Source organism: Sphingomonas pseudosanguinis (genome assembly GCF_052056765.1).
Taxonomy (GTDB): domain Bacteria; phylum Pseudomonadota; class Alphaproteobacteria; order Sphingomonadales; family Sphingomonadaceae; genus Sphingomonas; species Sphingomonas pseudosanguinis.
This window is the reverse complement of record NZ_CP189888.1, coordinates 2,570,702-2,591,874: the sequence shown is the minus strand read 5'-3', so window position 1 is coordinate 2,591,874 and position 21,173 is coordinate 2,570,702. Positions and strand designations below refer to the sequence as shown.

Here is a 21,173-nt window from a genome sequence, read left to right as displayed (position 1 = left end):
GGCCGCAGGCCTGACGGAGGGGTGTCACGGTTGGCGATGGCAGTCTGCCCTCGCTGCCGGTTACACCTCTCCACCAGCTTCGCTGGTCCCCCTCCCCTTACAGAGGAGGAAAAGTTTATTACGCCAGCGCGATGTCCGGCGCGTCTTCGGCTTTCATGCCGATGACGTTGTACCCGGCGTCGACATGGTGAATCTCACCCGTCACGCCCGACGACAGGTCGGACAGCATGTACAGGCCAGCGCCGCCCACATCCTCGATCGTCACGGTCCGGCGCAGCGGCGAGTTCAGCTCGTTCCACTTCAAAATATAGTTGAAGTCGCCGATGCCGCGCGCGGCCAGCGTCTGGATCGGGCCCGCCGAGATCGCGTTGATGCGGATATTCTCCGGACCCAGATCGACCGCGAGATACTTCACGCTCGTCTCCAGCGCCGCCTTGGCCACGCCCATGACGTTGTAATGCGGGATGACCTTTTCCGCGCCATAATAGGTCAGTGTCAGGATCGACCCGCCCTCCGGCATCATTGCCCGCGCGCGCTGGGCGACGGCGACCAGCGAATAGGCCGAGATGTTCATGGTCATCAGGAAATTGTCGAGCGTGGTGTCGTAATAACGCCCGCGCAGCTGCGACTTGTCCGAAAAGCCGATGGCGTGGACCACGAAGTCGATCGTCGGCCATTCTGTCTTCAGGTCGGCAAAGAGTTTGTCGAGCGACGCCATCTCGGACACGTCGCAATCGAACAGGCGCGCCACGCCCAGCTGTTCGGCCAGCGGGCGGACCCGCTTTTCCATCGCCGCGCCCTGATACGAAAAGGCGAGCTCCGCGCCCGCCTCCGAAAGCTGCTTGGCGATGCCCCAGGCCAGCGATTTGTCATTGGCCAGGCCCATGATGAGCCCCCGCTTGCCTGCCATCAATCCGTTCACGCCGTTACCGCTCCTGCCGGTTCACTTCCATCAATCGCCCTCTCTAGCGCCGGTTCGGGGGGTTCCGCCAGTGCCGCGTTCAAATGCGCACCGAAAACCAGCCCCAGGCCGATCAGATAGAAGAACAACAGCATCACGACGACGCCCGCCAGGCTACCATAGGTCATGTCATAACCGCCCAGTTGCGACAGCACCCAGGGGAGCAGCGCGGTCATGCTGACCCACCAGGCGGCGGTGAACAACGCCCCCGGCCATTTGCGGCATTCGCTCTCGCGATATTTGGCCGGGGTGACCGAATAGAAGAGCAGATACAGCGCCCCGAACATGACGACGCCCGGGATCAGCCGCGACAGTCCGACCCAGCCCGCCACGTCCTGCGAGAAGGGGACAAGACGATAAATGAACTGTTCGGCCGCGGTCAGGACGCCGGCGACGAGGAAGGACAGCAGCGCAACGATGACCGATGCGATCATGACCAGCGTCGAGGACAGCCGCGATTTCCAGAACGCCGCCGTCGCCTTCACCCCATAAGCGCGGTGGAAGATGTCGCGGATCGTCTCGATGAAACCGCCGACCGTCCACAGGCCGACCAGCCCGCCCAGCCACAGCAGCGAGCCCGTCCGCGCGGCCAGCACATCGGCGATGGGTTTGCGCAACAGGTCGCTGACATCGGGGGGCAGGACGTGGAGGAAGCTCTCTACCGCATGCTGCGTCTCGTTGCTCTGTCCGAACAGCGACAAGAGCGCCGCCGTCGTGATGAAGAACGGAAACAGCGTCATCAACGCCAGATAGGCGAGGTTCCCGGCATGGATGAACCCGTCGTTGAACACGCCCAGGCTGGTCCGCTTCAATACCTCGAAGGCATAGGAGCCGGGACCGACCTTCGCGATCTGCCGGTCCAGCCGCTGGCGGGCCTTGCCGGGGTGATGGGCGCGTTCTTCAGGAGTCAGGCCGTTCGCATCGCTCATGGAACGATCAGACGCCCATGGCGGCCCTCGGGTTCCTGCCGTCGGTCCATTCGGCGGCGAAGCGTTGCAGCGCGGCATCATCGGCGGGAATGTCGATGATCAGGGTGATCAGCTGATCGCCGCGCCCGCCATCCTTCTTGTGAAAGCCCTTGCCCTTCAGGCGCAGCGTCTTGCCCGAGCTGGTCCCCTTGGGCACGGTCAGCATGACCGGGCGCTCGACCGTCGGCGCCTTCACCTGGCCACCGAGCACCGCCTCGGTCAGCGAGATGGGCAGGTCGAGGCGGACATCGTCGCCGTCGCGGGTGAAGAAGGCATGTGGGCTGACCTCGATCGTCACGATCGCGTCGCCCGCACCGCCCAGTCCCGGCTCGCCCTTGCCGCCGAGCCGCATCTGCGTGCCCGTCTCGACCCCGGCGGGCAGCTTCAGATCGATCGTCTTGCCGTCGCCCAGCGTCACCCGCTGCGGGCTGAGCGTCGCGGCGTCGATGAAGGGGACCTTCAGCGCATAGGCGATGTTGGCGCCCTTGGGGGCCTGTCGGCGACCGCCGCCAAAGCCACCGAAACCGCCCGAAAAGCCGCCACGCCCGGCCCCGCCGAACATCCCCTCGAAGATGTCGGACATGTCGGCGCCCTCGCCGCCGAAATCGAATTGCTGGCGGAACCCGCCGCCGCCCGCACCCGGGCGCGGACCACCGGCCCCGCCGCCAAAGCCGAAGGGCGAGGCGGGATTGCCGTCGCCATCGATCTCGCCGCGATCGAACCGCGCGCGCTTGTCCTTGTCGTTCAGCAGGTCATAGGCGTTGGTGACCTGGCTGAACTTCTCCGCCGCCTTGGGATTGTCCTTGTTACGGTCGGGATGCAGTTCCTTCGCCAGCTTGCGATAGGCTTTCTTGATATCGGCTTCGCTGGCCGTGCGGCTTACGCCCAGCGTCTGATATGGATCGGCCACTCTGTTCCCCGTTGGCAGTGTATTGCCTTTCCATGTGGGGAAGTCCGCGCCGGAGCGCAATCCGTTGCCCATGCGTTGAGCCATGACAAAGGAGACGGATCATGACCCAGCCGATGCAAGCCGTGGATAAGGACGGGAAGAAGGGCGCGCCCGACGGCGTGTCGGATGCGCCGGGCAAACATGGCGGCGAAAGCCAGGGTGGCGGCTATGAAGGCGTGCCAGAGCGGGAAGGCGACTTCCATGGCGGCCAAAGCGGGGCAGCGTACCATGGCAAGGGCGGCCATCCCGACCCGGACAAGGACAATCCCAATGCGGTGACCGAGGAGGGATAACCCAATCCTCCGTTCAGCCTGAGCGAAGTCGAAGGCCAAGGGAAAACGCTCGTGGCAAAGCGGAGGGCGTGCACTTCGACTTCGCTCAGTGCGAACTGAGGTTGCATCGGCCCCAACCCCGTTCAGCCTGAGCGAAGTCGAAGGCCAAGGGAAACCTTTGAACGGGGGGGGCGGGATAGAAGATGGTGGAGGTGGGCCGGCCTACCCCGCCACCATCTCCTCCAGCGGCGCGACGTCGACGCTGACGTCCATCTTCTGCGCGCCCGAGCCCAGCACCACGCCATCGACCGGCGCAATCTCGGCATAGTCGCGGCCGACCGCGACGATGATATGGTCGCCCGCCATCCAGATGCCGTTGGTCGGATCGACCCCGACCCAGCCCGCTTCCGGCCCGCCCCAGATCAGCACCCAGGCATGGGTGGCGTCCGCCCCCACCAGTCGCGCCTGTCCAGGTGGCGGCAAAGTGCGGATATAGCCCGAGGCATAGGCCGCCGGGATGCCCGCCGCCCGCAGTCCCGTGATCATGATCTGCGCAAAATCCTGGCAGACGCCGCGCCGCTGGCGGAAGGCTTCGGCCGGGGGCGTGTCGACCAGCGTGGCGGTGGGGTCGAAGGCGAATTCGCGCTGGATACGGTTCGCCAGCGCGAAGCCCGCCTCCAGCGCGCCGCGGTCGGGCGACAGGTCGGCGGCGCACCACTCGGCGATGGCGGGGTCGAGTGGGATGAGGGGCGAGGGGAAGATGTAATTGGCCGGACTCGCCGCCGACAGATCACGGCTGCTCCGGGCGAGCGCGGACACATCGGCCAGCGTCGGGTCGCTCGGGGAAGGCATCGGCACCGGCCGGTCGACGACCATGCGCGCGCGGCTCTCGATGGTCAGGCTGCGCACCGGGCGGTCGACGACCAGCCGGGTGACATGCGCCAGCCCCGCCTCGGCATGGGCGGCACGGGTGCGGCCGACCGGCTCGACGATCAGGTCGTAGCTTTCCAGCGTCTGGCCCGGCCAGTCGATGGGCTTCAGCCGTAGATTGCAGCGCGCATATTTGACCTGCGCGCCATAATCGAAGCGGGTGATATGGCGGATGTCGTAGATCATGCGAGCGTCAATCCACCCGCCCGCAAGGGCTCCGCGCCCTGCAGGAAATAGCGCCTGGCGATCGCCTCGGACAACAGGCCCAGCCGCCGCTCGACATCGCCCAGCGTATCGGCGTCGAGCGTCCGCGCGTCCGCGGTTTCGACCGCCGCGCGGATGGCGATGGCCTGCGCCTGTTGCGGCTCGGCCATGTCGTCGTCGGACAGGACCGGCAGGCGCGACAGACAGTCGGTGATGCGGGCGGTCTGATAGGCGAGCGCGCGCGGATTGTTGGGGTCGAGCGCGACCAGATCGACCACCGCGACGCGCGCCAGGCCGGTCGGATAACGCTGGCGATAGCTGATCTGGCTGTTGGCCAGGTCGAGCAGGGTCGACAGATCGTCCGCCGATGCGCCCGCCATGCCGAACAGCCGCGTCGCGCGAGCGACCGCGATGGCGCGCTCTACCCGGCGGCCGAGATCGTGGAAGCGCCAGGCGGTGGTGCGCACCATATGCTCGGCCGACAGGCCGGCAATGGCCGCATAGCGGCGCTGGAGCGAGCCCGCCCGGTCGAGCATCCCGACATGGCTGGGGAAGGGGGCCTCGAGCAGCCGCACCATGTCGGCGGACAGGCGGTCACGTGAGCCTTCGCTGATCCCGCGCGCCAGCCGGTTGATGCGCGCGACCGAGTGGAACCCCTCATCCTCCATGGCGGTGCGCGCGAACTGGGTCAGTGCGGCGCGGTGCAGGCTGTCGGGATGCGGCGCGGCCCCGCCGCCGGTGATCAGCCCGACCAGCCGCCCGACGGTCCGCGTGTCGAGCGCCGCGCCGCCATCGACATCGATCGAATTGCCGAGCATCACCCGGATCGCCGCGAGCAGCGCCTCACCCCGCTCCAGATAGCGGCCGAGCCAGTAGAAATTGTCGGCCACCCGGCTGGGCAGCGTCCCCGGATTGCGGCGGACATGGAGCGAATCGGGCGCGGCGAGCAGCGAGACCGGCGCTACCGGCTCGGCCCCATGGACGCAGACATCGGCGGACCACAGTCCTTCGCCGATCATCGCGGCGGTCGCCTCGGGGTGGTCGCCGATGCGACCGAAGCCACCGGGCAGGACGGTCCACCGCCCCTCGCCGTCGCGCGCGGCAAAGACGCGCAGCGTGAAGGGGCGCGGCGCCAGCTGGTCGCCGATGACCACGGGCATGGTCGACAGGCGGACGATCTCCTGCCCGACATAGTCCTGCGGGCGCCGGGCCATGTCGGCGAGCAGCGCGGCGCGCGCGTCGGGCGACAGGCTCGCGCCCGGCCGCGCGCCGGCGGGTAGGCCCAACGGCCTGGGGCCGAAGGCGGGGGCGATCAGCAGCGTGTCGAGATGCTCGGCGACATGCGCGGCCTGGCGCGCGCCGCCACACCACCAGGTCGCGATATTGGGCAGCCGCAACGCCTCGCCAGTCACATGCCGCGCGAGCGCGGGGAGGAAGGCGGAGACGGCCGGGCTTTCCAACACGCCCGCGCCCGGCGCGTTGGCGATCACCACCTGCCCCTCGACATAGGCGTCGATCAGGCCGGGCACGCCGATCTGCGAATGGCTGTCGAACGCCAGCGGATCGAGCATCCGGGGATCGAGCCGCCGCCACAGCGCGTCGATCCGCTTCAGCCCCGCGACCGTGCGGACATACACCTGTCCCTCGATCGCGGCGAGGTCCGCACCCTCGACCAGCAACAGGCCGAGATAGCGCGCCAGATGCGCCTGTTCAGGATAGCTCGGGTTGAAGCGGCCGGGCGTCAGCAGCCCGATCCGCGGATCGGCGCGACGGCATTGTGCGGCGAGGCCCGCGCGGAAGGCGGCGAAGAAGGGCGCGTGCCGCTGTACGTTCAGCCGGTTCTGCAGACCGCCCAGCGTCCGGCTGACCGCCAGCCGGTTCTCCAGCGCATAGCCCGCGCCCGCCGGATTGCGCAGGTGGTCGGCCAGCACCCGCCATTCGCCGTCCGGCCCGCGCGCGAGGTCGAAGGCGACGAAGCTGAGGTGATGGCCGCCCGGTGGGGTGATCCCGACCATCGGCCGCAGGAAATAGGGGCTGCCCGTCGCCAGCGCGGCGGGGATGTGCCCGTCGGCGACCAGCCGTCCGGGACCGTAGAGATCGGCCAGGATCGTCTCCAGCAGCGCGGCGCGCTGGATCACCCCCGCCTCGATCCCCGCCCATTCCCCGGTGTCGATCAACAGCGGGACGGGCGAGACGGGCCAGGGCCGCTCGTCGGTTTCGCCGATGATGCGAAAGCCGGTGCCGATATCCGCCGCATGACGCTGCACCCGCTCGCGCGCATGGGCCAGATTGCTGGCGACGGCGGCCAGTTCTTCCAGCATGGCGGCCCAGGCCGGATCGTTCGACCCCGCCATCACGTCCACTCCGGCGGCGGCGCGATAGGCAGTGATCCAGGCGGCGGCCTGGGCGGGGCTATCCTCGGAGGGGTCCATCGGTCGGGGAAAATCGCCGCATCGCGCGAAGGTTGCAACAGGCGATTGGTGATCGGGCGGGATTTGCGGTGTGGGATGCCCGGCGCCACATGGCCATTCCCGACATTCCTTCCCTGCAAGGAGAGGAATGACCCTACCCGTCGCCAAACGCCCTCCAGACCCCGGCCAGCGTTTCCGTTCGCGACATTGGTTTTCCCTTTCCACAGGCGTATGGGCGGGCGCATGGCTGACGATCCCTTTGCCCTGTTCGACATCTGGCTTGCCGAGGCGCGTGCGAGCGAGATCAACGATTACAATGCGATGGCGCTGGCGACGGTCGATGCGCACCTGCAACCCTCGGTGCGCATGGTCCTGCTGAAGGGCCATGATCCGCGCGGCTTCGTGTTCTATACCAACCGCGAAAGCCGCAAGGCGCAGGAGCTGGGCGAGGGCAGCAAGGCCGCGCTCCTGTTCCATTGGAAGTCGCTACGCCGCCAGATCCGCATCGAGGGGCCGATCTCTCGCGTCGGTGACGCCGAGTCGGACGCCTATTTCGCCAGCCGGGGTCGCGATTCGCAGCTGGGCGCCTGGGCCTCGGACCAGTCGCGCCCGCTCGACTCGCGCGAGACGTTCGAGGCGCGGTTCGAAGATATGCGCGCCCGATTCGAGGACGGCGATGTGCCGCGTCCGCCGCATTGGGGCGGATACCGCGTGACACCTGAGCGGATCGAGTTCTGGCTCGATCGCGAACACCGGCTGCATGAGCGCCGCGTCTTCACCCGCACCGGCGAGAATGGCTGGGACGAAGGGCTGCTGTTCCCGTGACCCAGGACGAACGCAAGAAGGTCATTCCGCTGGCGACCAAGGCGGCGCTGGCCAGCGTCGCGATGGCGCTGTTCCTGCTGGCGCTCAAAGGGTTCGCCGCGTGGCGGACCGGATCGGTCGCGATGCTGGGCTCGCTCGCGGACACCGCGCTCGATCTGCTCGCCAGCCTCGTGACGCTGTACGGCGTGCGGCTGGCGGCGACCCCGGCCGACCATGACCACCGTTTCGGGCATGGCAAGGCGGAGGCGCTGGCGGCGCTGTTCCAGGTGGCACTGATCACCGCGTCGGCGGCGGGCATCGCCTGGCGAGCGGTGATGGCGCTGGGCGCGGACAATCCGACCAGCGACGCCGAGTTCGGCATCGGCGTGTCGGTGATCGCGATCCTGGCGACGGTGGTCCTGCTCGCCTATCAGCGCAGTGTCATCCGCCGCACCGGATCGGTCGCGATCCTGGCGGACAATGTCCATTACCAGTCGGACGTGCTGCTCAACGGATCGGTGATCGTTGCGATGGTGCTCGACCAGTATCTCGGCTGGCACGGCGCGGACCCGGTCTTCGGCATCGCCATCGCGCTGTGGCTGGCCTGGGGCGCGTTCCAGGCGTCCTCGACCGCGATCGACCAGCTGATGGACAAGGAATGGCCCGACGACCAGCGCGCCGCCTTCCTCGACGTCGCCGCGCGCCAGCCGGGGCTGAAGGGCATCCACGACTTCCGCACCCGGCGTTCGGGCAGCCACGACTTCGCGCAATTCCACATGGAGGTCGACCGCGACATGACGGTCGCCGCCGCGCATGACGTGGTCGAGGGCGTCGAGCGCGCGCTGCGCCGCGCCTTCCCCAAGGTCGAGGTGCTGATCCATCTCGATCCCGAGGGCCATGTCGACACCGACAATCCGCTGGTCGAGGCGGACGTCACCCCCCATTGGTTCGGCAAGCGGGTCTATTGATGCGTATTCCCTTCACCCAGGTCGATGCCTTTGCCGATGCCGCGTTCGGCGGGAATCCGGCGGCGGTGATGATGCTGTCGGCGTGGCTCGTCGACGCCACGCTGCGGCGAATCGCGCAGGAGAACAACCTGTCCGAAACCGCCTTTCTGGTGCCGGCGGACGGTGGCGAGGCGGATTTCGAGCTGCGCTGGTTCACCCCCGGCGACGAGGTGGAGATGTGCGGTCATGCCACGCTGGCGAGTGGGCATGTCGTTCTGACGTCGGATACCACGCGCGAGCGGGTGCGGTTCGCGACGCGCCATGCCGGGGTGCTGGAGGTGGCGCGCGACGGGCTGGGGTACAGCATGTCCCTGCCCGAACGCACGCCATCGCCCGAAACGCTGCCGGGCGTGGTCGAGGCACTGGGCGTGGACGGCGTGGTCGAGACGCTCCGCCATCCGGCGGGCTATGCGGTCGTCGTGGTCGACGATGCGGCCAGGGTACGGGCCTGCACGCCCGACTTCGCTGAGCTGGCCAAGGCGGGGCGCTATGTCGTGATCCTGACCGCGCGCGGCGGGGCAGGGGAGGCCGATGTGGTCAGCCGCGTCTTCGTCCCCGCCTTCGCGATCGACGAGGACCCGGTGACGGGCGCGGCGCATGCGGTGCTGACGCCGTACTGGACTGAAAAGCTGGGCCGCGACTCCTTCGTTGCGGAACAGGCGAGTGCGCGGGGCGGGCGTTTGACCTGTCGGCTGGACGGCGAGCGCGTGATCCTGAACGGCGGGTGCGTGACCGTGATCGAGGGGACGTTCCTGCTGCCGTAAGGGTTTCGCGTGGCCTTCGACTTCGCTCAGGCTGAACGGAGCGTAGGATTAGGCCAAATCATCCCGCAACCGTTCCCGCTGAGCGAAGTCGAAGCGCACGTCCCATCTTTGCGGCTTGGCAGAGGATTGAGGCGGTCTCACTCCGCCGCCAGCAACGTCTCCGCCGCCTGCAAGTCCACCGAGACCAACCGGCTGACCCCGCGCTCGATCATCGTTACCCCGAACAAACGGTGCATCCGGCTCATCGTCACCGCATTATGCGTGACGATCAGATAGCGCGTATCTGTCTCGCGCGTCATCCGGTCGAGCAGCCCGCAGAACCGGTCGATATTGGCATCGTCCAGCGGTGCATCGACCTCGTCCAGTACGCAGATCGGCGCGGGGTTGGTCAGGAACAGTCCGAAGATCAGCGCCACCGCCGTCAGCGCCTGTTCGCCGCCCGACAACAGCGTCAGCGATTGAAGCCGCTTGCCCGGCGGCTGCGCCATGATCTCCAGCCCGGCCTCCAGCGGATCGTCCGAATCGACCAGCGCCAGATGTGCCGACCCGCCATCGAACAGCGTCGCGAACAGCGTCTGGAAATGGCCGTTCACCGCCTCGAACGCCGCCAGCAGCCTTTGCCGCCCCTCGCGGTTGAGCAGCCCGATCGAGCCGCGCAGCCGCGTCACCGCCTGCGCCAGATCCTCGCGCTCGGCGGCATTGGCGATACCGGCGGCCTCCAGTTCGGCCAGCTCGCGCTCGGCGACCAGATTGACCGGGCCGATGCGTTCGCGGTCGGCGGAGAGCTTTTCGTGCAGGCCCCCCTCGACTTGCGGCGAGCCAACACTGGCGGCCTCGAACGCCAGCCGTTCGGGCAGCACCGGCGCGGGACAGGCGAAGCGCTCGCCCGACACGCGGCCCAGTTCGACCCGGCGGAGTTCATGATTTTCCACCCGCGCCAGCGCCCCCGCACGCGCTTCGCGCGCGGCCGACAGCAGGGCGTTGGCGCCGGCGTGCACGGCCTCGGCGGCGCGCAGCGCGCGCTCGGCGTCGGCCTCCTCCGCCTGGGTCCGCTCGGCATCGGCGCGCGCGGCGTCATGCGCGGCGGCAAGCGTCGCGATCTCCTCGGCGAGCTGTGCGGGGCGATCGGCGAGTGCGGCGGCCTCGGCGGCCAAGGTCGCGGCGCGCGCATCCATCTCGGCGATCCGGCCTGCCGCCTGGCCCTCGCGCTGGTCCCAGCTTTCCGCTTCGGTCGTCGCCGCCTCCAGCCGGTCACGGGTCTGCGCCAGACTGCGGTCGAGCGTCGTCCGCTCGGACCGGGCCAGCGCCACGGCGGAGCGCGCCAACTGCGTCTCGGTCTGGAGCCGCGCCGTCTCCGCCGCACTGGCCGAACCGTCGGGCAGCGCCTCCAGCGCGGCGGCGGCGCGTTCGCATTCGGCCAGCGCCTCGTCCATCTCGGCGGCGATGCGCTCGGCCCGAGTGGCGAGGTCGGCGCGCTGGCCGGCCAGCCGTTCGACCTGCGCCTGGGCACGATCCTCGGCGCGCTGCGCGTCGCGGTGCGCGGCCTCCGCCTTTGCCAAGAGCGCGCGTGCACTGGCGGCGGCCAGGCGGGCGCGGGCGATGCGGTCGTCGATCGCGGCGCGCGCCTCGGTCGCGACGCGCAGGCTGGTCTCCACCGCCGGCCGTTCGGCCTCCAGCTTGGCCAGCCGATTGCGCCGCTCCATCCGTTCGGCCGCCGCCGCGCCACCGCCCTCGCCGATATAGCCGTCCCAGCGCCGCAGCCGCCCCTCGCGCGTCACCAGCCGCTGCCCGACCGCCAGCGCCTGCCCCGAATCCGCCTCGACCAGGAAAATCTGCGACAGTCGGCGGGCGAGGGTGGGTGGCGCCTTGATCCGCGCGCCGAGCGACAGCGTCCCGACCGGCGCGGGCGGATCATCCGCCGCCATCTCCGAGCCGTGCCAGTCGGCCAGCGGCGTATCCAGTTCGTCGCCCAGCGCGGCGGCGAGTGCGCGTTCGAAGCCCGGCTCGGCCTGCACCTCGTCCAACAAACGGTCGCCGCCCTTGCGCTCGGTGGCGCGGATCAGCGTCGCGACTTCGGCGTCCAGCGCGGCAAGCGCGGCGATGGCCTGTGCCCGCGCGGTCTCCGCCGCATCGCGCTCGGCGGTGGCGGTCAGTTCGCTTTCCTCGGCCCAACCGAGCGCGGCGCGGGCTTTGTCGGCGTCGATGCGCGCGGCGGCCTGGGTGGCGATGGCGGCTTCGCGCTGCGCCTCCTGATCGGCCATGTCGGGCAGCGCGGCGATGGCGGCGGCGACCCCGCGCGCGTCGCGTTCGGCGCGTTCGTGGCGACCCCGCGCCGCCGACAGCGCGCCCTCGGCGATCCGGCGTTCGGCCGCCTCGGCGGCTTGGGCGGACAGCGCCTTGGCCAGCGCGATCTCGGCGTCGCGGTTGCGGCTCTCCGCCTCGGCGAGCAGCGCGTCGAGCCGGGGCATGGCCTGTTCGGCATGGGCGATGCGGGCGTTCAGGTCTTCTCGCTCGTCGGCCAAGCGGCGGATCGCGGCGGCGGCGTCATGCGCCAGCGCATCCTCGCGCGCGCGATCCTCGTCGATGCGGGTGCGCGTGGCGGCCAGTTCCTCGATCCGGCGTTGCAGGCCGTGGCGGCGGTCGCGCGCGCGGGACAGCGCATGGCCCGCCTCGCTCAGGGCATCGCGGGCGGCGAGTGCGGCGGCGCGGGTACGCGCGGCGAGCGCGACCGCCTGTTCCTGTGCCTCCGCCGTGCTGCGCTCGGTGGCGGTGGTCGCCTCCACCTGCGCCTCGGCGGCGGCGGCCTCGGCCTTGGCGGTGGTCGCGGCGGCGGCGGCATCGCGCCAGCGCGCGAAAATCATCCGCCCCTCGGCCACCCGGATCTGGTCGGACAGCAGGCGATAGCGTTCGGCCGCGCGTGCCTGTCGCCGCAAGGCAGCGACGCGCGCGTCCTGATCGGCGATCGCCTCGTCCAGCCGCGCCAGATTGGCCTCGGTCGCGCGCAGCCGTGTCTCAGCATCGCGGCGGCGGACGTGCAGGCCCGAGATACCGGCGGCTTCCTCCAGCATGGCGCGGCGCTCGGCTGGCTTGGCGGCGATGACCGCGCCGATCCGGTTCTGGCTGACGAGCGCGGGTGAGTGCGCGCCGGTCGCGGCATCGGCGAACAGCAGCGCCACGTCCTTGGCCCGCACGTCGCGGCCGTCGATCCGGTAGGCCGAGCCCGCGCCGCGTTCGATCCGGCGGACGATCTCGGTTTCCTCGCCCTCGCGCTCGGCCAGGATCGTCACCTCGGCGAAGTCGCGCGGCGGGCGGGTGGCGGTGCCGGCGAAGATCACGTCTTCCATACCGGCGCCGCGCATCGACCGCGCGCTGTTCTCGCCCATCGTCCAGCGCAACGCCTCGAGCAGGTTCGACTTGCCGCAGCCATTGGGCCCGACAACGCCGGTCAGCCCCGGTTCGATGACCAGATCGGCCGGATCGACGAAGCTCTTGAAACCCGAAATGCGAAGCCGCTTGATCTGCACGGACCCGGTCGCTGCCCTCACGTCGATACGTGGTTAATCGATAGCGAATGGGGGGGGATTGTCGAGGGGGGCGTCGACACAAGCCGCACGCGGTATCCGGCGGCGATCTACTGGGCCGGCCCTTCGCGCGCGACGAGGCTGTTGCGAAGAAGGACCATGCTGGAGACTGCGCTGATCAGCGTGAGGGCAAAGCCGATCGCCTCCGGCATCCCATCGCCGCTATCGATCGCCAGCGCCAGGACGGCGCCCGCGATGGCGACGCAGAGGAGCAGGGCCGGTTTCCACCAGCGGACGGGCCGGGGTTCGAACCGCGCCAAGCCGGTCGACCACCAGACCGCCGGGAGCATCAGTATCCAGTAGAGCGGATTGGTGCGTGCCCGATACTGGCTGCCCTCCACCAGCAGACCGATCAGCATGACGGATGCCGCGATCGCGGCGAGCGCGGCCATCCCTGCCGCCCAGTTGGAGCGGGGGTCTTTGCGGAGCCGTTGCCAATAGTCCTTGTCCCGACGCATCATCGACCTCGTCCTGCCGCTTGCCCGCGATCCGAACCATCCATGGTCGATGACGGGCAGGGAGCCGATCGCATATTGTCGTGTTTCCGGACCATGAAATGCAAGCTGCTCCTGTTCTGTCTGCTCGCATCGTGCGGTTCGCAAGGGCGCGAGGTATGGACATCGGTCGCGATGGACGGGCGGCCACGATCCGGGTTCGAGATCGTCACGCAGGACGGACAGATCGTTGCGGGGTTCGACGGCTGCAACCGATGGGTCGTGTCCGCGCAAAAGGATATGATTGACACCCAGCTGGAAGAGTGCGCGTCCGATCCCCTGCGGGCGGCCTATTGGGCTCTGGTGCGGGATGGAGGGGCAAAGCCGGTCCGCCAGGAGCACCAGCTTCTATTGCGACGAAGCGGCCATCAAGGGGTATTCATCCCCAAGCGATAGGTGCGGTCAGCCGGCAGGCGAGTGTTGGCCTAAGGGTGGATCGACATTCATCCTGTTCCTCCCCTGGAAGGGGAGGGGGACCATCCAAAGGATGGTGGAGGGGTGTCCCCGGTCGCGGATGCGGTTCAACCTCTCAGACCAAGACACCCCTCCGTCAGGCCTTTCGGCCTGCCACCTCCCCTTCCAGGGGAGGAAGGAGATGAATGTCGATCCGGCCGTCTTAGCTGAAGCGTTCCAACCCGAATGGGGTCAGCGACACCGCTGTCGCATCACCCCCCAACATCCCCGCGACCAGTTCCCCCGTAATCGGCGCCAGCGTCAGGCCGAGATGGTTGTGCCCGAAGGCATAGGACACCCCCCGCACGCCCGGCACCCGGCCGATGGCGGGCAGATAGTCCGGCAAGGTCGGCCGTGCGCCCATCCAGGGCTTGGCGTCCTCGCCGATCGGCAGGCCGAGCGCCGCGATGTGGCGGCGCAGGCGGTTCCACTTGGCGGGGTCGGGCCTGGCCTTGGCGCGCGCGAATTCGACGATACTGGCGGCGCGTAAGCCCCCGGCGAAGCGGGTGACGATCATCGAGCGGTCCTCGAACACCACCGGGGGCAGGTCGGCGGGCCAGTCGACCTGGGGGCCGGTCTGCAGGTGATAGCCGCGCTCGGCGATGATCGGGGCTTTCAGGCCGAAGGGGCGGAGCAGCGCGGCGCTCGCCACGCCCGCCGTCACGACGATCTGGTCGGCGGTCAGGCGGCGGTTGTCGTTCAGACGGACTTCGCCGTCGCCGATCGCCGCGACCCGACCGGTCAGCAGCGTGCCGCCGTCCGCCAGGAAGCGCGTCCGTGCGGTGTCGGCGAGCTGGGTCGGGTCGGCGATCTGGCCGCTGCCCTCGAAGCGGATGCCACCCGCGATCGGGCTGGCGATCCGGCTTTGCCATTGCGCCAGCTCTGCCTCGGTCAATGCCCGGAAACGTGCTGTGCCGGTGTCCGCCGCCTGCCAGCCCGCCAGTCCGCGTGCGGCGCTCTCGGGCGTTTCCCACAGCACGACATGCCCGTCCTCGCGCAGCAATCCGGGGGCGTCCAGCGCCGCGACATGCCGCCGCCAGGCGGGCATCGCCTCCGCCAGCAGCGCGGCCAGCGCGCTATGTGCCCGCGCATAGCGATCCGCACGCGCCGCCCCCAGCAGTCGCAGCGCGAAGGGCAGCCAGGTCCCGATCTCACGCGGTGGAAGCGCCAGCGCACCGCCCCGGCAGAACAGCTTGCCGGCAAAGCCGCGCACCATCTTGGGCGAGGCGATCGGCTCGGCCTGTTCGGTGGCGATATGACCGGCATTGCCCCAGGATGCGGCCTGGGGGTTCTCCTCCGCCTCGACCAATGTCACCACCCAGCCGCACCGTTGCAGCGCCAGCGCGGTCGTCATCCCCACGACGCCGCCGCCGATGATCAGCGCGGTTCGATCGGACATGGAGGGAGACGCATTTTCCGGCTTGGGCATGGGCCATATGATACCGTATACGGATTGGGTAGCAAGGAAATCCCGATGACGACACCGACGATCCGCCACACCTTTTTCTGTATCGACGGCCATACCGCCGGCAATCCCGTCCGGCTGGTGGCGGGCGGCGCGCCGCTGCTGCGCGGGGCCAGCATGGCCGAGCGGCGGCTGGATTTCCTGGAACGGTTCGACTGGATTCGCACCGGGCTGTGCTTCGAGCCGCGCGGGCATGACATGATGTCGGGCGGCTTCCTCTATCCGCCGTGCGAGGCCGACAGCGACGCGGCGATCCTGTTCATCGAAACCAGCGGCTGCCTGCCGATGTGCGGGCACGGTACGATCGGCATGATCACCTTCGGCCTGGAAAACGGCCTGATCACCCCGCGTGAGCCGGGCAAGCTGAAGGTGGAGGTGCCGGCGGGCACCATCCATATCGAATATGAGAAGCAGGGCGCGAAGGTCACGGCGGTGCGCATCCGCAACGTGCCCGCCTATCTGGCGGCCGAGGGGATCGCGATCGACGTGCCGGGATTCGGCCCGCTGACGCTGGATGTCGCCTATGGCGGCAACTATTATGCCATCGTCGAGCCGCAGGGGGCCTATACCGGGCTCGACAATCTGGGCGCGTCGAAGCTGGTGGAACTCAGCCGCACGATCCGCGAACTGGTGCGCGAGAAGTTCGAGCCGGTGCATCCGCTCGAACCTTCGATCCGGGGGGTCAGCCATGTGCTCTGGGCCGACAAGCCCTCGGCCGGGGATGCGGACGGGCGCAACGCGGTGTTTTACGGCGAGCGGGCGATCGACCGTTCGCCTTGCGGCACCGGCACCTCGGCGCGTCTCGCCCACCTGGCGGCCAAGGGGCGGCTTAGCGTCGGCGACCGCTTCGTCCATGAAAGCTATATCCGCAGCCGGTTCATCGGCCGGGTCGAGGAGGCCACCGAACTTGGCGGGCAGGCGGCGATCATACCGTCGATCCAGGGTTCGGCGGTATCGACCGGCTTCAACACCATCTGGATCGATCGCGAGGACCCGTTCTGGGCCGGGTTCACGGTGGTATAAAGGCACCACGCGAAGCCGTGAGGACTCGAAGAGGAAGAGGTTCGCGCGGAGGCGCGGAGACGCGGAGGGGCAGGACTCGCTGCGTCCGCGGCCTTAAGATATTGGCCTTTCGATGATGCCAAGACGCTGCCGCGCGGGCTGCCTTCTCCGCGCCTCCGCGTCTCCGCGCGAACAAAATCTTTCGCGCCTTCGCGTAGACCCGCCCCGGCCTTGGCCGGGGCGATTTCTCAGCCCAGGTCGTCGATCGCGGGCTGGGGTTCGGTGAACCAGGTGGCGCCCGTTTCGGTCACGTAAAAGTGATCCTCCAGCCGCACGCCGAAGCGTTCGGGCACGACGATCATCGGCTCGTTGGAAAAGCACATGCCCGGCGTCAGCGGCGTCGTGTCGCCGCGCACCAGATAGGCCGGCTCATGGATTGACAGGCCGATGCCGTGCCCGGTGCGATGCGGCAGGCCGGGCAGGCGATAGTCGGGGCCGAGGCCCGACCGGTCGAGCACCGCGCGCGCGGCATAGTCGACCGCCTCGCAACGTGCGCCCGGGCGGACGGCGGCGAGGGCGGCGGCCTGGGCTTCCTTTTCGATGTCCCAGATGCGGCGCACCTCGTCGCCGACATCGCCGAACGCATAGGTGCGGGTGATGTCGCTGTGATAGCCGTCGATCAGCGTGCCGGTGTCGACCAGCACGACATCCCCGTCGCGCAGCACATCGTCCTGCGGCAGGCCATGCGGGAAGGCGGTCGAACGGCCGAACTGCACCGCGCAGAAATAATTGCCGGTCGACGCGCCCAGCGCCCGGTGCGCGGCGTCGATGAAGCGGATGACGTCGGACGCGCGAATGCCCTCATGCAGGATACGCGCGGCGCGGCGCTGCACCTCCAGCGTGATGTCCATCGCCTGTTGCATCAGCGCGATCTCGGCGGGCGACTTGATCATGCGGCACCCGTCGACGACCGGTGCGCCGCTGACCAGCGTGACGCCGGGTGCTGCGGCGCGGATACGCTCGACGAACAGGAAGGCCATCGCCGGATCGATGGCGAGCGTGGTCGCTCCCGCCGCCTTCAGCGCGTCGGCGACCAATGCGGAGGGGCTTTCATCCTCTTCCCACAGGCGGATGTCGGTGGCGGGGATGGACAGGCTCGCCTCGAACGATCCCAGTTCGAAGGCCGGGCAGACGAAGATCGGATCGCCCGCGATCGGCAGGAGCATCGCGACCAGCCGCTCGGTCGCACCCCAGGCGACGCCGGCGAAGTAACGCAGGCTCGCACCCGCACCGATCAGCAGCGCATCGGCGCCCATATGGCCCATCCGTTCGCGCGCACGGTCGATGCGGCGGGCGCGTTCCTCGGCGCTGATGACGGGGGCGGGGTTGGCCCAGGGCGACAGGCTCGCCAGTTCGCGCTCCGCCGTCGATCCGCCGATCATCCCTGCCATGTCACTCGCTCCATTTCGTATACGGTTGCGGCTCTAGCGTGGAATGCGGCCTCATGCCACCCGGCGCAGGCGATAGCCCTCCGGCCCGTGCGCGACATAGCCGAGCCGGACCGCCCCCTGAAGCGCTGCGACCACCGCGCGTTCGACCTGGCGGCCTTGCGCGAAATGCCGGGCGATGGCGGCGGCGGTGAGGGGGCGGTCGGTGGCGAGCAGCGCGAAGACGCTGGCGATGCGCCCGCCCAGATCGCGTGGGAAGCTGGGCTTGGCATCGATCGGTTCGGCGAGCGGCAGCGCGCGGTCTGCCTGGGCGAGAGGGGTCGCGCCGGCGCGGCGGCTCTGGAAATCGGGGCGCAGCCATGGCACGCGGCCGCTCCGTTCCTCACCGCGTCGCTCGGCATTGAGCGCGACCAGCCGTGAGACCATCTCCGGCGCGGCGATGTCGGCGGGCCAGCCATAGGCGGCGATGACGGCGGCATCGATCTGGTCGTGCAGCCGCGCGATCAGGTCGACCGATCCGATGCGACGCTGGCCCTCTTCCTCAGCGGTCAGGGGCTGGCCGGCGACCAGCTTGGCGCGCAGATTGTACAGTCCAGTCAGGGTCAGGTCGGGCACCTCAGCCAAGATGCGCTTGCGGGTGGCATCGAGTTCATTGGCCAGATCGGCGATTAGCTGGCGTGTGGTGTCGTTGGCGTCAGGGAATGGGAAAGGATCGAAGCTCGTGGTTTTGACGTAGACCGCCGGCTGATCATAGACGCCCAGCATACCAGCGTTTGCAAGATACCACGCCTCATGCGTCGAGGATTGAAGGGCGCCGAGAAGCCAGCCATCCTCAGTGGCAATGCAGATGAGCTTGTTGTCGGGTAGCGTATTTGAATCGAGAAACTGGAAGATGCGGTGCTTGGCCGTTTCGACCGTCGCAATGTAGCGGGAGAGGCCATTAAGGGCGGGACGCAGTTCCGTGCGGGGCTTCCCCATGATCCACCAGCTATCGAGATAGGCCCGGGCATCTGCGGTCGGTGATTTGTTGAATTGCTGTTGTCTGGCCTTTCGAACCGTTCGCAGCAAATGCCCATACACCTCGGGAAAGCGCTGCCGCACCTCGGCTTCGGACAGGCCGAGCAGGTCGATCACCATCGCACCCCGCGTCCGCGCGGTCAGGTCGCGGCCGTGGCAATAGGGACGGATATGGCGCTCCAGCCCTTCGCGGCGGCCAAGACCCAGCATCTCCGCCTCCGCGCGCGACACGATGAAACCCGCGCCGTGGAGCTTGACCCCGGGCGAACACAGCCATTGATTGGCGAGCAGCGGCTGGGCCTGTGTCACGTCCGTACCCACCGACAGATCGGCATTGATCCGTCCGATCGTCTCGGTGAAGCGGATGTCGGGCGTGTCGCTGTCCAGTCCGCTTTCGTGCACGATGCGCAGGCGTCGGCCATCCTGCCTGCCGCGCGCGACGACCGTCATCGCGATCCGCACCATCGCGGCGTCGGAGGTCGCCTTGGTCCAGGGATGGTCGGGGATGGCCAGCAGGATCGACAGCGGCGGCGACGCCTCCAACGCACGCGCGATGACGCGGCGGCCAAAGGTCTGGGTGATCGAATTGGTGGTGACGAAGCCGAAACGGATCAGCGGCGATCCCCTGGCGGCCAAGGCCTGCGCCGCGCGCTCCCACCAATAGAGAACATAGTCCGCCGCGCGCGGCATCTTGGGATAGGCGCGCCACAGCGCCTCGGCCATGCCCGCAGGAAGTCGGCCGCGCAGGTCCTTGCCGCCGATGAAGGGCGGGTTGCCGATGATGAACTCCGCCTCGGGCCAGGGCGTGCGGGCACCCGACGGGGTGAGCAGCGCATCGCCGGTGACGATCGACTGGACATCCTCCAGCACCGGGTCGGACACCTGCCCGCCATTGCGCAGCTGCCAGCGGATGTAGCCCAGCCACAGCACCAGCTGCGCGATGGCGGCGGCGCGGGCATTGACCTCGATCCCGTGGAAATTGCGGGGGTGCACCGTCTCGGTGTCGAGGTGGAGGATTTCCTCGCCCGACAATTCGGCGAGCACCTCCAACACCTCGCCCTCCAGCCGCTTCATCAGCTCGAGCGTGACATAGAGGAAATTGCCGGTGCCGCAGGCGGGGTCCAGGATGCGCGTCGCCGCCAGCCTGCGGTGGAAATCGCGCACCCGCTGCACGGCGGCGCGGGGATTGTCGGTCCGCTCATTCTCCATCGCGCTCAGCACCTGCGCCCAATCGTCGCGCAAGGGCGCGATGACGGTCGCGGTCACCAGCCGCTCGACATAGGCGCGCGGCGTATAATGCGCGCCCAGCCGCCGCCGCTGGTCGGGATCGAGCGCCTGTTCGAGCAGCGTGCCGAAGATCGCCGGCTCGACATCGCGCCAGTCGCGCCTGGCGGCGGCGAGCAATTCGCCGATCTCCTCGCGATTGAGCGGCAGTGCGTCGGCGGTGTGGAACAGCCCGCCATTGAACCGCCGCACGGCACAGCGCAGCACATTGGCCTCGCCGCCCCGGTCCATCGAGCGCCACAGATCCTCGATCCACGGCACGAAGGCGTCGGGCCGCTCGCGCGCATCGGCCAGCAGCGTGACGAAGCCGTCCGGCGGCAACAGCCCGCTATGCTCGGCGAACATGGTGAACAGGCAGCGCATCAGGAACAGCGCCACCTGTTCCGGGTCATGCCCGCGCTCCTCCAGTAGCTTGGAGATGCTCGCGAGCCGCGCGGCCACGTCGCGGGTGACGGCGGCGGCGTGGCGGGTCGGATCGAGCGAGAGCGGCGCCTCCCAGATCGCCGCCAGCCGCTGGCGGACATCCTCGCGCCGCAGGTCGTCCAGCGTGATGCGGAAGCGGGCGCGGTCGGGGAATTGCTTGTAATGTTTGCCCTGGCCGGAAAAGTCGGCGAACAGCTCGATCACCCGGCCGACATCGACGACGATCAGGAAGGGCGGCCAGCCATGCTCGACCGGCAGCGCCCTGGCATATTGCTCGGCCTGTTCGCGCGCGCGGCGCATGAGGAGGTCCCATTGCCGCGAGCGGGGGGCGGGCTCCGCTTCGTCGGGCAGCAGGCCGGGCAATATGGGGCCGAGATCGGCGAGCGATTTGGCGCCCAGCCCCTCGCGGCTCTGCTTGGCCTCCAGCACGAAACAGCCGCGCTTGTAGAGGTCGATCCGGCCGCGCCGATCCTCCTCGCCCGGCAGGACGACCGCGCGTTCGAAGACATAGTCGTTGCGCGCGCTGGTGGCGTGGGCGGGTTGGGGCGGGGCGACGCCGATGATCGCGCACAGCTCGGTCAGGAACAGCGCATAGTTCGCGCGCTCCGCCCCGCCTTCGCAGGCCTGCCAGCGCCGGATGAACGCCTCGATCGCCGTCGGGGTCGCCATATGTCGAAATCCTCCCGATGGGGATCATCGGGAGGATTTGGATTTACGCGAGCAAATGCCGGGCCGT

At 68.9% G+C, this 21,173-nt stretch carries 15 protein-coding genes; 5 read left to right on the top strand and 10 right to left on the bottom strand.

The features are described 5' to 3' along the window. Positions 1–118: 118 nt before the first annotated feature. Genes fabI through ACQHGV_RS11750 form a run of 3 tightly spaced genes read right to left on the bottom strand, consistent with a single transcriptional unit; the run spans position 119 to position 2,839 of the window. Positions 119–910: an enoyl-ACP reductase FabI gene (fabI, locus tag ACQHGV_RS11760; protein ID WP_440980196.1), complete on the bottom strand. Its 792-nt coding sequence runs from the start codon at positions 908–910 to the stop codon at positions 119–121. Positions 911–918: 8 nt separating this feature from the next. After that, on the bottom strand, positions 919–1,890 hold the full coding sequence (locus ACQHGV_RS11755; protein WP_440978319.1) for a YihY/virulence factor BrkB family protein: 972 nt from the start codon (positions 1,888–1,890) through the stop codon (positions 919–921). 7 nt (positions 1,891–1,897) lie between these two features. Further along, positions 1,898–2,839, bottom strand: a complete 942-nt coding sequence (locus tag ACQHGV_RS11750; protein WP_440978318.1) for a DnaJ C-terminal domain-containing protein — start codon at positions 2,837–2,839, stop codon at positions 1,898–1,900. A gap of 101 nt (positions 2,840–2,940) precedes the next feature. Between ACQHGV_RS11750 and ACQHGV_RS11745 the strand changes: the two genes are divergently transcribed. Beyond that, positions 2,941–3,171, top strand: coding sequence for a hypothetical protein (locus ACQHGV_RS11745; RefSeq protein WP_183950419.1), 231 nt, complete (start codon positions 2,941–2,943; stop codon positions 3,169–3,171). Between the two features lie 201 nt (positions 3,172–3,372). On the opposite strand, the gene ACQHGV_RS11740 is transcribed toward ACQHGV_RS11745, so the two are convergent. After that, positions 3,373–4,266 carry a transglutaminase family protein gene (locus tag ACQHGV_RS11740; protein WP_440978317.1) on the bottom strand — a complete coding sequence of 298 codons (894 nt, stop codon included), beginning with the start codon at positions 4,264–4,266 and terminating at the stop codon, positions 3,373–3,375. Beyond that, positions 4,263–6,716, bottom strand: coding sequence for a circularly permuted type 2 ATP-grasp protein (locus ACQHGV_RS11735; protein ID WP_440978316.1), 2,454 nt, complete (start codon positions 6,714–6,716; stop codon positions 4,263–4,265). Before ACQHGV_RS11735 ends, ACQHGV_RS11740 begins: the two co-directional genes overlap by 4 nt. A 222-nt stretch (positions 6,717–6,938) precedes the next feature. On the opposite strand from ACQHGV_RS11735, the gene pdxH reads away from it, so the two are divergent. Genes pdxH through ACQHGV_RS11720 form a run of 3 tightly spaced genes read left to right on the top strand, consistent with a single transcriptional unit; the run spans position 6,939 to position 9,270 of the window. Then, a complete protein-coding gene (gene pdxH, locus ACQHGV_RS11730; RefSeq protein ID WP_440978315.1) occupies positions 6,939–7,520 on the top strand; it encodes a pyridoxamine 5'-phosphate oxidase in 582 nt (193 codons plus the stop codon). Then, entirely contained in the window at positions 7,517–8,467 is a 951-nt protein-coding gene (locus tag ACQHGV_RS11725; protein ID WP_409787345.1) for a cation diffusion facilitator family transporter, read from the top strand. Before pdxH ends, ACQHGV_RS11725 begins: the two co-directional genes overlap by 4 nt. Continuing rightward, the gene (locus ACQHGV_RS11720; RefSeq protein ID WP_440978314.1) at positions 8,467–9,270 is read left to right on the top strand and encodes a PhzF family phenazine biosynthesis protein; all 804 of its coding nucleotides are present in this window, start codon (positions 8,467–8,469) and stop codon (positions 9,268–9,270) included. Before ACQHGV_RS11725 ends, ACQHGV_RS11720 begins: the two co-directional genes overlap by 1 nt. Before the next feature lie 137 nt (positions 9,271–9,407). Here ACQHGV_RS11720 and ACQHGV_RS11715 read toward each other — a convergent pair whose 3' ends face one another. The 3 genes from ACQHGV_RS11715 to ACQHGV_RS11705 form a co-directional block, all read right to left on the bottom strand. Further along, positions 9,408–12,794 (bottom strand): chromosome segregation SMC family protein, encoded by a 3,387-nt coding sequence (locus tag ACQHGV_RS11715; protein ID WP_440978313.1) that lies wholly within the window; start codon positions 12,792–12,794, stop codon positions 9,408–9,410. A 107-nt stretch (positions 12,795–12,901) separates the two neighbouring features. Continuing rightward, positions 12,902–13,312 carry a hypothetical protein gene (locus tag ACQHGV_RS11710; RefSeq protein ID WP_440978312.1) on the bottom strand — a complete coding sequence of 137 codons (411 nt, stop codon included), beginning with the start codon at positions 13,310–13,312 and terminating at the stop codon, positions 12,902–12,904. Positions 13,313–13,961: 649 nt separating this feature from the next. Beyond that, entirely contained in the window at positions 13,962–15,197 is a 1,236-nt protein-coding gene (locus ACQHGV_RS11705; RefSeq protein ID WP_440978311.1) for an NAD(P)/FAD-dependent oxidoreductase, read from the bottom strand. A 75-nt stretch (positions 15,198–15,272) separates the two neighbouring features. Between ACQHGV_RS11705 and ACQHGV_RS11700 the strand changes: the two genes are divergently transcribed. Beyond that, positions 15,273–16,286, top strand: coding sequence for a 4-hydroxyproline epimerase (locus ACQHGV_RS11700; protein WP_440978310.1), 1,014 nt, complete (start codon positions 15,273–15,275; stop codon positions 16,284–16,286). Positions 16,287–16,513: 227 nt separating this feature from the next. Here ACQHGV_RS11700 and ACQHGV_RS11695 read toward each other — a convergent pair whose 3' ends face one another. Together ACQHGV_RS11695 and ACQHGV_RS11690 are read right to left on the bottom strand one after the other, a co-directional pair. Beyond that, complete coding sequence (locus ACQHGV_RS11695) at positions 16,514–17,716, bottom strand: M24 family metallopeptidase (protein WP_440978309.1); 1,203 nt, start codon at positions 17,714–17,716, stop codon at positions 16,514–16,516. Between the two features lie 51 nt (positions 17,717–17,767). After that, positions 17,768–21,106: a class I SAM-dependent DNA methyltransferase gene (locus ACQHGV_RS11690; RefSeq protein WP_440978308.1), complete on the bottom strand. Its 3,339-nt coding sequence runs from the start codon at positions 21,104–21,106 to the stop codon at positions 17,768–17,770. Positions 21,107–21,173 lie beyond the last annotated feature (67 nt).